The sequence below is a fragment of the Acinetobacter sp. WC-743 genome, from assembly GCF_000335555.1.
GTDB lineage: Bacteria > Pseudomonadota > Gammaproteobacteria > Pseudomonadales > Moraxellaceae > Acinetobacter > Acinetobacter bereziniae.
In genome coordinates, this window is record NZ_AMFQ01000037.1 from 1 (window position 1) to 12,274 (window position 12,274).

Annotated in this window: 12 protein-coding genes; 7 read left to right on the forward strand and 5 right to left on the reverse strand. The window is 34.8% G+C overall.

Going from position 1 to position 12,274, the window contains the following annotated elements; translation table 11 throughout:
- Positions 1–513 precede the first annotated feature (513 nt).
- Positions 514–1,779 (reverse strand): OprD family outer membrane porin, encoded by a 1,266-nt coding sequence (locus ACINWC743_RS04885; RefSeq protein WP_009584615.1) that lies wholly within the window; start codon positions 1,777–1,779, stop codon positions 514–516.
- 302 nt (positions 1,780–2,081) lie between these two features.
- Positions 2,082–2,999: a cis,cis-muconate-binding transcription regulator CatM gene (catM, locus tag ACINWC743_RS04890; RefSeq protein ID WP_009584605.1), complete on the reverse strand. Its 918-nt coding sequence runs from the start codon at positions 2,997–2,999 to the stop codon at positions 2,082–2,084.
- A gap of 575 nt (positions 3,000–3,574) precedes the next feature.
- Here catM and ACINWC743_RS04895 point away from each other — a divergent pair.
- The gene (locus ACINWC743_RS04895) at positions 3,575–6,046 is read left to right on the forward strand and encodes a penicillin acylase family protein (RefSeq protein ID WP_009584614.1); all 2,472 of its coding nucleotides are present in this window, start codon (positions 3,575–3,577) and stop codon (positions 6,044–6,046) included.
- Between the two features lie 165 nt (positions 6,047–6,211).
- Here ACINWC743_RS04895 and ACINWC743_RS24595 read toward each other — a convergent pair whose 3' ends face one another.
- Complete coding sequence (locus tag ACINWC743_RS24595) at positions 6,212–6,889, reverse strand: hypothetical protein (RefSeq protein WP_009584625.1); 678 nt, start codon at positions 6,887–6,889, stop codon at positions 6,212–6,214.
- A gap of 90 nt (positions 6,890–6,979) precedes the next feature.
- Between ACINWC743_RS24595 and ACINWC743_RS04905 the strand changes: the two genes are divergently transcribed.
- From ACINWC743_RS04905 to ACINWC743_RS04930, 6 genes are read left to right on the forward strand one after another with little or no spacing between them, the layout of a single operon-like run.
- Positions 6,980–7,180: a hypothetical protein gene (locus ACINWC743_RS04905; RefSeq protein ID WP_009584604.1), complete on the forward strand. Its 201-nt coding sequence runs from the start codon at positions 6,980–6,982 to the stop codon at positions 7,178–7,180.
- A complete protein-coding gene (locus ACINWC743_RS04910) occupies positions 7,177–7,677 on the forward strand; it encodes a DUF4123 domain-containing protein (protein ID WP_009584612.1) in 501 nt (166 codons plus the stop codon). Before ACINWC743_RS04905 ends, ACINWC743_RS04910 begins: the two co-directional genes overlap by 4 nt.
- Positions 7,667–7,999 carry a hypothetical protein gene (locus ACINWC743_RS04915; RefSeq protein ID WP_009584635.1) on the forward strand — a complete coding sequence of 111 codons (333 nt, stop codon included), beginning with the start codon at positions 7,667–7,669 and terminating at the stop codon, positions 7,997–7,999. Before ACINWC743_RS04910 ends, ACINWC743_RS04915 begins: the two co-directional genes overlap by 11 nt.
- Positions 8,000–8,008: 9 nt before the next feature.
- Positions 8,009–8,752: a Tox-REase-5 domain-containing protein gene (locus tag ACINWC743_RS04920; RefSeq protein ID WP_009584603.1), complete on the forward strand. Its 744-nt coding sequence runs from the start codon at positions 8,009–8,011 to the stop codon at positions 8,750–8,752.
- Between the two features lie 15 nt (positions 8,753–8,767).
- Complete coding sequence (locus ACINWC743_RS04925; protein WP_009584637.1) at positions 8,768–9,460, forward strand: hypothetical protein; 693 nt, start codon at positions 8,768–8,770, stop codon at positions 9,458–9,460.
- Positions 9,461–9,490: 30 nt separating this feature from the next.
- Positions 9,491–10,183: a hypothetical protein gene (locus tag ACINWC743_RS04930; RefSeq protein WP_009584634.1), complete on the forward strand. Its 693-nt coding sequence runs from the start codon at positions 9,491–9,493 to the stop codon at positions 10,181–10,183.
- An 80-nt stretch (positions 10,184–10,263) separates the two neighbouring features.
- On the opposite strand, the gene ACINWC743_RS04935 is transcribed toward ACINWC743_RS04930, so the two are convergent.
- Together ACINWC743_RS04935 and ACINWC743_RS04940 are read right to left on the reverse strand one after the other, a co-directional pair.
- Entirely contained in the window at positions 10,264–11,229 is a 966-nt protein-coding gene (locus ACINWC743_RS04935) for a p-hydroxyphenylacetate 3-hydroxylase reductase component (RefSeq protein WP_171064867.1), read from the reverse strand.
- 71 nt (positions 11,230–11,300) lie between these two features.
- Positions 11,301–12,254, reverse strand: coding sequence for a PDR/VanB family oxidoreductase (locus ACINWC743_RS04940; protein ID WP_009584600.1), 954 nt, complete (start codon positions 12,252–12,254; stop codon positions 11,301–11,303).
- Positions 12,255–12,274 lie beyond the last annotated feature (20 nt).

Here is a 12,274-nt window from a genome sequence, read left to right on the forward strand (position 1 = left end):
TTATTAACTGATGTTACGCAGTAACTCTAAAATTAAATTTTGGAGCTAGATGAATATGGATACGCGAAAACGTCATCCGCAATTGCTTGAGGCAAGACTCCTTCTAATAAGTAAAGTTTCTGCGAAACTTTGAATATTTTGACGATAGTGAACGAGTTCTGCGGTGAGCAGCGATGTCGCTGCGCAAGATGGTTGCCCTTGCGGAGCTTTGCTCCTCATGCCAAAACAAAAGTACCTCGAGCCGAAGGCTATTCCATAAATTTAAACTTTGGATGTAAGACTCCGTCGTGTAAATTTAGCTTTTTCTTTTTCACCTACTTAATTTAAATCAAGTGCGTAACATCAGTTATTAAATTTAGAAAAATTAATGGGCATATTCATTTAAAGGAAGAAAAAATGCTGATCTTTTCATGGCAAAAATTGAATATGGATAATAATTTTATCCATATTCAATCAATGATAGTTTTTGATTGTTACGAAGCCCAATAAAAAAATATTGAGTTTTGCATCTAATCAAAATTTGAACGTATATGTTCCTAAAATACGGTTTTCTACAAAATCTGCACCCGGAGTATTTCCTGCCCCATATTTAATATCAGCACGAATATGCCGCCACTCAGCACCTAGACCTTTAAACTTTCCTTGTGGAACGATGTAACTAACAATCAGATTTTTTTCAGTTTCTTTATTATCCTTTAATCCTGCTCGATAAATACCACTTCCATTTAAATAACGTAATGTCAGTTTCAAACCTGGAATTCCGTTGTCTTTAAAATCATAACTATATAAAGCATGCCAAGTGAATTCTTTGGCTTTATAGAAAGCAACTGAAGACCATGTTTGTAAATAGCCTTGTGGAACAAAGCCGTTTAACAAAGGAATATTATCTTCTCCTGAATTTTTCTGTATGCCTAAAGACAATGTATTTGCACCATTTTGCATGGTACTTTGCAAACTCGTGGATTGAGCATCAATCTTTCCAAAATAAGCATCGCCATCCTCTTTGTAATTGAAATAGCGAGTTTCAACTTTAAATTTTGTTGCGCCTATTTGATTTGAATATGCTGCACTGACATAGTGTTGTTGATAAATATCTTCAAGTTGCCCAAACCAATAAGCACCATTCCAATGCGGTGTCAGCTTATAGTCCAAACCAATGAAATTTAATCCATCACTGCGTTTACGAGGATCTGTCGATGCTCCTAAAGTAAATTTCCTAAACTCATCATCATCACGTGCATTGACATGTGTAAATCTACCAGCAGATAACTTTAAATTTTCAATGTCTTTACTTTCCAACATTACACCGGCAAAAGTTGTGATCAGTTGGCGAGAGTCATCCATGAATAATACGGGCGTTTTTGGAAAAAGTTCACCAATTTTGAGTTCGGTATCCTGATATTTTAATTTTAAAGTCGCACCCAGTTTTAAATAATCTCGTGCCTGACGCCCTTCAGATTGATCATATTTAAAAATGGTATCTGATCGTTCGTCATAACGATCACTCAGACGCAATGCATACTGCACACCTAAATCTAATCCAAACTGTACGGGTGTATTTGTATAGCCAGACTCAAAACGTCCCATCACAGCTTGTGACCAACTCCCAATATCTTTATTTGTACCTTCAATGTTCCGCTCCATATAGAAATTACGTAAATAAATACTTTTTTCACTATTTTCTAAAAAGTCTGCATGAGCAGCATGAACATTTAAGTAAGCTAAAGCGGTATAAAGTGCGATTCTTTGCACTTTATAAAATACATTTAATCTCAACATAGGAAATCCTTTCCTGAAAGCTTAAGTTTTTGTTTATTGCAACGATGGGACCTTTACCCCGTTGTTATCTCAATCCAGTTCACTTTAAGAAATTAAATAAAAATCAGTGCTATATAATCTTTAAGTGTTTTGGCCTAAGCCTAAGTATTGGAATTATTAATGTAATTTTCCATATCATTAAAAGTATATTGTTATACCTTTTGCTAAATCCCCATCTCATCATCCATTTTGACAGGCACAACATACATCACTCAGCGATTAAAAGCTGAAATACAACAAAGCTCCAACTCGCTGTATTTGCCTTAGTATCCTTCGAATTGTAAGGGAATTCCTTCTTCTTCAAATACCTGTTTAACACACTCTAACACTTTGGATAAATAAGGACTTTGATCCATATTTCTCACCGCTAAAGAAATCGGACTATATGCTTCCATATCCAATATTGGGATATAAACTAGATTTTTCATTCCAATATCACTGGCACTTTCAGGAATAATACACACCCCTTCACCCGATGAAACCAAACCTAAAGCCATATGGATTTCACGAACTTCTATCATATTTTTTGGCACCAAACCTAATTCAGTAAAAATAGATTGAATCAACGTAGAAAAATTAGGTTTTTGTGTTGCCGGGTAAGAAAATATCGATTCATCAATAATTTGAGATAAATAAATCCCTTTATGAACATATTCAGTCAAATAATGATTTTTATGAATTGCTAATTTTAATTTTTCTTTGCGCAGTAAAATTCGTTTGATTGCAGGATCACTGATTCTCAAACGCCCAAAACCCAAATCAATTTTTCCAAGCTTTAAAGCTTCAATTTGATCTTTGGTTCCGTATTCGAGCAACTCAACCTGAATATCAGGATTATTTTGACGAAATAAGTAAATAATTTGTGGCAACAAAGCATACAGTAAAGAACTGACATAGCCGATCCGTATAATCATATTGATTGAACTGATACGCTTTGCCATAGATGTTGCTTGTGCAGTATGTGTAAGAATTTGCACAGCATGTTGATAAAAAAATTGACCTGCATCTGTTGTTCTTACAGGTCGAGAACCCCGTTCAAATAACAAAATACCCAGTTCTTCTTCTAACTTCTGAATTTGTCTACTTAAAGGTGGCTGAGCTATACATAACTTTTCCGCAGCTTTGGTAATGCTCTGCTCTTCAACGACCGTGACAAAATAACGAAGATGTCTTAATTCCATTTAATTGCCCTGCTTTGTTGAATTTCCATAAGATACAAACCCAACAGTCACAAATATAAAATATATTGAGTAATCAGCTTGGTGTTTAAGCATGATCCAATCATCCTTCATGGAACATTAATAAAGTCACAACATCTCAACTTTAATCACACCAAAACTGAACAATCCCACTCAAAACTCGCTTAACTTATAGAACTCTCCATCTTTAATATTTAAAAACAACTGCTTCAAAATACAGATCTATAAATTTGATCTTTTTCTAGTCTCCAATGAATAAAAAATATTTGAGAGTCTGATTTATAAACATTTGATTAAAGTAAAAGAACCAATTCAAGATCATATAAAATAAATATATAAATCATATTCTTAATAAATATTCATCATTTTAAAATAGACTTTTAACAATGCATTTTGGAAAAAGTATAAAGATATACCTTACAAATACTAGAAAATTACATATAAAAATAACAATAATTTTACCAACAATGCAAGCCCGTACGTCTTTAAGCTCACTATTTTAAGACCGATGCCACTGAAAGTATTGTTTTCTCATAATAATGAAAAGGATATTTCAATTGAAACTAAGCATATATAACCCTCAGCCACTCCGTTTAGTCCATTTGCTCAAAGCAAGTGCTTTAAGTTGTTTCTTTCTAGCAGGCTGTAGTTCCTCTTCACATCTAGAGTCAAATCAACCACAAAAGCAAGTCAGCATTAAACGAGATAATTATGGGACACCTCATATCTATGCAGATGATACATATGGGCTTTTTTATGGTTATGGTTATGCGGTAGCAACAGATCGTTTATTTCAGATGGAAATGTCTAAACGCACTGGCTTAGGCACTGTTGCGGAAGTACTTGGGTCAGAATACCTTCAATATGATATCGCAACACATAGCCGCTTTAACCCAGATGAAATTAAACGGCAAATTGCGCAACTTTCCCCTGAAGATCGTGCCATTTTTGATGGCTATGCCGCGGGTTTCAATAAACGCATCAAAGAAGTATTGGCAAATCCTGAACTGATGCCAAAAGAGTTTATTGATTATGATTTTCAACCATCGCTATGGGCATCAGAAGATATTGCAATGGTTTGGGTCGGTTTAATTCTAAATCGATTCTTTTCTGCCAGTTCAGAGGTCTCAAATTTAGATTTACTGACACAACTTCAGAAAGAAAAAGGTCAAGCTACAGGTTTAAAACTCTATCAACAATTGCGTTGGCTAGATGACCCAAGCGCCCCAACGATCATTGAAAGTGATCAAAAAGCACAAATCTCAGTGCATCAAAAAGCGCAAGTAAAAAATATTTCACCGATCTCAGATCAAGCCGCTAAGCAATATCTCGCTCAAGCCCGAGTCGCAATGGGTAAGAGTGTGGTCGATGGTGTTCCTACTGCAAGTAATGCATGGGTTGTCAAAGCAGATAAAACGGTTGAAGGTCAAACGGTTTTATATAATGGTCCACAGCAAGGCTGGTACACTCCTGCAATTACTTACTCCATCGGATTACATGGTGCTGGTTATAATCTGACAGGGATTACACCAGTTGGATTACCTGCAATTTTATTTGGTACCAATGGTAAAATTGCTTGGGGTTCGACAGTCGGCTCTCTTGATACTAACGATATTTATCAACTCAAATTAAATCCGAATAATTCAAAGCAATATCTCTATCAAGGACAATATATTCCTTTAGAACATCGTCAAATCAGTATTAAAGTACGTAATCAAGCAGACCATGTTTTAGATGTTTATAAAAGCAAACAGGGCTTTGTCAGTACATGGGATGAAAAAAACCATACCGCATATGCTCAAAAACGGAGTTGGGAAGGTCTAGAAATTGAAACCTTATTAGGTTGGGCAAATGCAGCTAAGGCAAATAACTGGAATGAGTTTCTTGATCAAGCCAAGCGTATTGCAGCATCTATTACTTGGTTTTATGCCGATACACAAAATAATATCGGTGTTGTTGCATTGGGGCGTTTACCGATCCGCCCTGAAAATCAACATATTCAGTTGCCAGCTCAGGGTGATGGCTCGATGGAATGGCAAGGTTTTTATGATTTTTCGCATAATCCCAAAGCTTATAACCCAGAAAAGGGCTATATCAGTAGTTGGAACAATAAGGCTTATGCTGGCTTACGTTCAGACTCATCCAACTTTTCCTATGTCGATCGAGTCAATGAACTAATAGATCCTTTGACGAGCAAACAAAAATTAAGCCAGCAGGATATTTGGGACATCAATAAACTGGGGGCTTGGTCAGACCTGAATGCACGCTATTTTATTCCTGATATGGTCAAAGCGGCTCAAAGTCGTAAATCTTCGTCTTTAGCCAAAAAAGTCGCACCATTATTAGCAAGTTGGGATTTTAAATTACGCCCTGACAGTGAAGGAAAATTTTATCAAGGTGCAGCTCCAGCGATTATGCGAACATGGCTCAGTCACATGATAGAACTCGTGCTTAAGCCTCATTTATCTGAAAATATTTATACACGTTACACAGATACACTTTATCCAGTCAACAATGATCCGAGAAGTACTCAGCCAGCCAGCGCATCGAAACTCATCTGGAATACTTTACAAGCTAAACAAGCCACGGTTCCTCAAACCGTTGATTTCTTGAATGGTCAATTGCCTGAAGATGTGGTTTTGATCGCACTTGAAAAAACATTGCTCGAATTAACTAGCCAATATAACTCGAAAGAACCGAGTGACTGGAAAATACCTGTCGCGACTATGGGTTTTTCAAACAAAAATTCTGTCGGTATTCCTTGGGCTGATCAGGCAAATCAACAACAACTCAACACTTATGGCAATACTGGAAGTGCGACTTTCCGTGTGGTATTAGATCCTAGCCAAGTGACAATGTGTTCTATTCTTGCCCCAGGTCAAAGTGGCTTTATTCATCGAAATGGTCAACTTAATCCACACTTTGCCGATCAGCTTTCATTGTTTGAAAATTACACTTGTAAAAATGATGCAGTCAGTCAAAAGCAAATTGATCAAAATACACAGCAAAGTATCACGTTAAATTATTAATTTTGCAAAAATGATAATGCGTTATAAGTGATTTTAAAGGTTCCTTCTCCTATTCATTAGGGTGAAGGTTCTCTATATAAAATTATTGTTCAAACAAATCTTCGTTGAAGAAGCCTATTGAACTCAATAACTTTATTATTTGTAATACAACTTCTTAGAATAATTTTATAAGATTGATATCTTCGCGATTTTTTCACTTCTGTTAGGGACAGGACCTGAGTAATAATTTTCTTTATTTTGAAAATAAATATCAAAACTTTCACTCATAAAAGCATCATGTTTACTTTGCTTTTTATAGATTCTAGCGATTTGGGGAATATAATATTCAAACCAGTCATTTAAACTTTTAAAAGATGAATAGTTTCTTAAATGATCGAATAAATACTGTAAGTCTGTAATTACAGCCGATACATCTGGATTAAACATCCAAAGTGATACTTTCATTGGTTCTATTGCTGTCATCGTATAATTATCTCGATGATCCAAACGAGCTACTGTATACAGCTGTGCACCTTGTTCTGTAAAACGGGAACATAGCAGTTTTGTCCTTTGTATCTGAGAATAATCTGTACCCACTTCTAACTCTCTAGCTCTTCTTGAAATCTCAAGACATTCAGGTAGCTTTTGTATGTTTGAGCACGCAATTAAACTAAAAATTTCAAAAGCTCTTTGCACCACATGATATTCGCCACTCCCCGTAATCATGCCCTCTTCCCAATAGTGCATTTTTCTAATTTTTTCTTCTGAGAAATCTAAAAATCCATCCTCATGTAAAATGGCAGATTGATGATCAGAAGCCACGATGGCACTGTCTTTAAGTTGAATCGCAAGGATAAATGTCATTTTTGTAATTAACTTTGTAGTTTACTTAATAGGTATATTAATATAAATTAAATACAAATTTAACAACATCTATTATAAAAAGAGGAGTATATGGCAGCAGACTCTCAGTTAATCATTGGTAAAGATGGAATAACCTTTATTACACCACGAGAATTCAAAGTTCATGCAGGTCAACACCAATTTAAAACTGGTGAAAGAATATCTATGCCAATTTTCCCTTTACAACAACCCATCTGTGTAGAATGTTTAATGGATGCGGCTAACCGAGGTTTGGGAATTATCAGGCGATGATTATAACAATAAAAGATTTTGATCAATTCATTGAGAATAACCAAAAAAATCTAGGATTCTATTGTCTAATCGATGGTGCTCAGATCGACCATAAACAAATTACGCATATTGAACATACCTTTGGCTCATGTGATTATCTATTTAAGGATACCTTTGAAGAAGAAGCTTATTTATTTGGCGGAATTTTAATTCATTTACCGTTTATTCAATCTTTACAATTCGAGAATATTATCAAGTTGATGAATCAACATAATGCGATGATTTTTTTCAAAAGCGCACTCAGCATAAAACAATTGAAAAATATATTACGTGAAAAACTTTATCTTGAATTAGAAGATGGAGGAATCGGTATTTTGAGATTCTATGACCCACGAATTTTAAATAGACTTCACCAAATCTTAACGCCAGAACAAAAAAAAGAGTTTATGAACGGAATTGATGTATATTATTTTAAACTCAATGACTTGGGGTATGAGATCAACAATAATGAAACTTAATCAAAATCAAATACTCAGCCTAGAATCATTAAAAGATAGAGATGAAATATGTGAAAGTATTTACAACGAAATTTTAGAAAACTCGTTATTACTTTCGATTTATGATCATGAAATACAACATCTTAAAACAGAAATTTATAACAGTTTTGATTTACTCGTCACTCAATTAATTACAGATAACGGTGTCATGATTGAGCTCATCATTTGGAATGTAATTCTTAGAAAAAACTTTTTATTTGATGAAAATATTCAAAAATTTATCTTTGCATCGAATGTTAAAGCCAAAGATTTATTATCAGTCTTAGAGTACGAAATGAATTAAGGACATAAAATGGATAACCTCTCTACTTTGGTACTCGGTTGGGCTGGTGTTGGTGATCAACCGAATCCTACAAAAACAACACCAAAGCCTCAAATTGGACAACCTACTCCTACGTCACCCAGCATAGGTGGTAAGCCCATAAGTGTGGGAACAGGAGCTGTCATTTTCGCTGGAATTCCAAATACTAGAGAAATTCCGTTATCTCCTGAAGCTTTAGAAGATTTAAAGAAAACTGCCAAAGAAACACAAGAAAAAATCAAAAATAAAGAAATCGAAAAGGAAAAACAAACCAAATGTAAAAAATGTGAAGCCTTTACGTTTGGCAAAAAACATCGCAAGAAAATTTCATTTGGTGATCCCGATAATGCCAAATATCAATTTAAAATATCCAATATGTTAAGTGATCCATTAAAGTTTAGAGCAGGCACGCCTTCAGTTTCAGAGGGAAAAACAAAACCTTCGACCCCGATTGAAGAATGGCTTTTAAATGATGTCTCTTTTGATGGCTTATGGCCAATACCATGTACACTGGTTGAGGCTAAAGGAAATTATGCGCAGTTTTTAACAGAATCAAAAAAAGGAATACGTAAATTTATTTTTGAAGGACTCACTAAAGAAGCAATAGGTCAAAGAAGTGTAAATATAAAATATAAAACTAATAAACTGGTATGGTATTTTCTTGAACAAGAAGCAAAGCAACATTTTGATATAGAAAGTGGTGAAATTGTTAAAACTATTTTTATGCCACTTTAAATTGAGGTAATTTGCATGGAATTTATTATTCATTCATTATTCTATAAAGCTTTATCAAACAAAGATAATGAAATTAAAAAACAACTTGAAGCTTTCAAAAAAATAATAAATGAAGCTCATCAGCTACATCCAATATTTTCAAATTTACATATTAATAATGCCATCAACCCATCTAAACCACTAGGCTATCCATTTCCTAGCGATGAGGCATTAAGATACTTTTATAAGTCACGAAAAAAAGACCCTTTTGATTCAGCACTTTTATGGAATGGAAAAAATGACAGCGCTGAATATATAAGTGTAACTCTCAATAGTATTAGTTTAAAGTTTGGTCTTGAAAATCAATTAGATATAGAAATATTAGAAAACTTATTAAAAATACTTCTTAAATATCTAAAATTTAAATACATTTTTATTTCCAATCATTTTTTTAGAGATACTATTATTTTCGAACACAGACATCCTGTTTCAGCAATATGCTTTGTTCCACAAATCATAAGTGAAAATTCCATTCCCCACTTATATAAAAAAATAGATGTTTTAAATGATCTCAATCATGGAAGTATCTTAATTTTTGACGAAAATATTTTTGAAGAATCTGATCGTATGAAAAAAATTATAGAAGAAAATGCTATTGCTTTAGTTGCCTTAAATGCAATTCCTGAAACTGAGCTGGATTCAGATTTTTTTAGTGAAGTTGATTTGTGATTTTGACTATTGATGATAAAGCTTTTTGATATGGAATATAATTTACACGCTTTATTTTACAAAGCCTTATCGAACTCTGATCAAGAGATTCAACAACAATTAAAAGCTTTAGAGAGTATCGTTCTTGAAGCTCAGAAATTACATCCTATTTTTTCAAATCTTTATATTAATAATGCGATTAACCCATCTAAACCTTTGGGTTATTCATTTCCAGGTCAAGAAGCTTTTAATTATTTATATAATGCTAGAAAAATAGATTCTTTTGAATCAGCGCTTTTATGGAATGGAAAAAATGACAGCGCTGAATATATAAGTATTACATTCAGTAATAGCGGATTGAGTTTTGGACTTGAAAATCAATTAAATATTGAGCTTTTAACAAAGCTGTTCCAAATAACGCTTACTCATTTAAAGTGTAAATTTATTTTTATTTATGATGACTTTTTTAGAGATATTGTTGTTTTCGAACATCGACAACCAGTTTCAGCGATATGCTATGTTCCACAAATCATAAGTGAAAATTCCATTCACCACTTATATAAAAAAATAGATGTTTTAAATGATCTCAATCAGGGAAGTATCTTAATTTTTGACGAAAATATTTTTGAAGAATCTGATCGTATGAAAAAAATTATAGAAGAAAATGCGATAGCTCTAGTTGCCTTAAATGCAATTCCTGAAACTGAGCTGGATTCAGATTTTTTTAGTGAAGTTGATTTTTGATGACAATAATTTTGTCTTCTCTCATCCTATACGACAAAAAGCCAATAACTGAACCTAATCAGTTACTGGCTTTTGTAATCTTATGCAATTCCTGCAATATCCTTTAAGATTTTTATAAATACTTCCTTTTCTTGTTCAGGATATTTTTCAAAAACTTCATTTTGATGACTGTCTGCAATATCAAATAAATAATGTGCGGTTTTCTTGCCCTTTTCGGTCAATTTGAAAAAACCATCACTTTCAACCATTAAGCCATCTTTTTTAAGAATTGTTGCAGCCTGTTCAACCTCGCGCATCGGCATGGCAATATCTCGAGGTAAATCCGCTTTATTGGAAGCTGTTCCACTTCCCAATACCAATAATAAGCGAGCTTCACTGGTACGGAACCCTGTCACAAGCTGTTTAGGAATATAATCGGTTTGATAGAATTTAAACGCCCGACTCATCAGATAACACACATTACTGTATAAATGTCCTTGATGAAGTTGCCCTAAATCCTCTGGTTCAGCTTGAACGGTATCTTTCAACTGAAGCAAAGGGTGTGGAATTACCCCAGAATAAGCCCCTTGATGGTAAACCAAAGGACTACGTCCTTGATCATGAAACTTCACCACTTTTCCAATAATGATCCAATGATCTCCACCTTCAATAATTTCATGTCGCTCACATTCAAACACAGCCGAACAATGATCTAAAACTGGCGCTTTGCCGGCACCTGTCTGATAGCTTGTTCCCTCATATTTGTCGATATTACGGCGTGAAAATTTGTTGGATAACTCAATTTGAGAACCCGATAAAATATTCACAGCAAAATGAGTGGCTTGTTCAAATACAGAAAAACTAGATGAGTTCTTATCAATACTCCATAAAATCAAAGGCGGATCCAAAGACACAGAGTTAAAGCTATTTGCAGTGACACCGACTTTTTCACCTTGATCATTTTGTGCGGTGACGATGGTGACGCCAGTTGCAAAGTTTCCTAATGCACGTCTAAACTGCATCGGATCTATTGCGATTTCATCCATTGATTGTCGTGAATTCATTATTCTCTCCTGAATTTTTATCCTATTCGATGTCCTATCTTTGTCATCTCGATATCGTGGTTTAATCCAACTGATTAAATATCAAGGACCAACCGTGCTGACTTAGATCGAGAACAACACACCAATATTTGTTCATTGCTAGACTTTTCTTCATCTGTAAAGTACACATCACGATGGTCTGGTTCGCCTTCAATCACATCGCACATACAGGTACCACACACCCCTTGTTCGCATGACATCTCGATGTCTATGCCTTCACGTGCCAAAGCTTGCAAAATGGTTTCTTCAGCATTGACCATAATGATCTTGCCACTACGTTCCGCCACGACTTCAAATGCATCTCCGCCAGTTTCTATCTCAACCTGAAAATACTCTTTATGAATTTGCTGTTCGGGAAAATTTTGACTAAGGGCTAAGTTAATTACCCAATCCATAAAGCCATTGGGACCACACGTATAAATATGGCTATCCTTTTCGATGTCTTGAATGGCGGATTGGAAAAACTCTCGATGGTTGGCACCTTCCGATTTAAAATGAAAGGTGCTAAACGGTGCCAGCACACCATTTTTAATTTCATCGACAAAAGCACACTGCTCTGGGCTTGCTCCACAATAATGCAGCTCAAAGGAAGCACCTTCTTGTGCAAGTTGATAAGCCATCGTAATCAAGGGTGTGATTCCAATACCCCCTCCTACTAATACTGCATGTTTGGCTTTAACCAATGGAAATAGATTTTTAGGTTCACTAACTTGAATCTGTATGCCATCTTTTAAATCATCAAATGCAGATACTGACCCACCGCGTGATTCAGGATCACGCAAAATTCCTAATCGAAAGGTACCAATCGCATTTGGATTTTGGCAAAGTGAATACTGACGTACCATGCCATTTGGCAAATGCACATCAATATGTGCACCTGCTTCAATTTTAGGTAATGCCGTTGAATTTGCAGACTCAAATTCCATGACTGCAACATTTCCACCTTCAACGTGACGGTTTCGAACAACCACATTATAGAGTATCGTCATGATTTATCTCCTTATTATGT

What these genes read in the sequence shown, in the direction of transcription:
- ACINWC743_RS04885 (WP_009584615.1), bottom strand. Translation starts at nt 1,779, where the DNA reads ATGTTGAGATTAAATGTATTTTATAAAGTGCAAAGAATCGCACTTTAT.
- catM (WP_009584605.1), bottom strand. Translation starts at nt 2,999, where the DNA reads ATGGAATTAAGACATCTTCGTTATTTTGTCACGGTCGTTGAAGAGCAG.
- ACINWC743_RS24595 (WP_009584625.1), bottom strand. Translation starts at nt 6,889, where the DNA reads ATGACATTTATCCTTGCGATTCAACTTAAAGACAGTGCCATCGTGGCT.
- ACINWC743_RS04905 (WP_009584604.1), top strand. Translation starts at nt 6,980, where the DNA reads ATGGCAGCAGACTCTCAGTTAATCATTGGTAAAGATGGAATAACCTTT.
- ACINWC743_RS04910 (WP_009584612.1), top strand. Translation starts at nt 7,177, where the DNA reads ATGATTATAACAATAAAAGATTTTGATCAATTCATTGAGAATAACCAA.
- ACINWC743_RS04915 (WP_009584635.1), top strand. Translation starts at nt 7,667, where the DNA reads ATGAAACTTAATCAAAATCAAATACTCAGCCTAGAATCATTAAAAGAT.
- ACINWC743_RS04920 (WP_009584603.1), top strand. Translation starts at nt 8,009, where the DNA reads ATGGATAACCTCTCTACTTTGGTACTCGGTTGGGCTGGTGTTGGTGAT.
- ACINWC743_RS04925 (WP_009584637.1), top strand. Translation starts at nt 8,768, where the DNA reads ATGGAATTTATTATTCATTCATTATTCTATAAAGCTTTATCAAACAAA.
- ACINWC743_RS04930 (WP_009584634.1), top strand. Translation starts at nt 9,491, where the DNA reads ATGGAATATAATTTACACGCTTTATTTTACAAAGCCTTATCGAACTCT.
- ACINWC743_RS04940 (WP_009584600.1), bottom strand. Translation starts at nt 12,254, where the DNA reads ATGACGATACTCTATAATGTGGTTGTTCGAAACCGTCACGTTGAAGGT.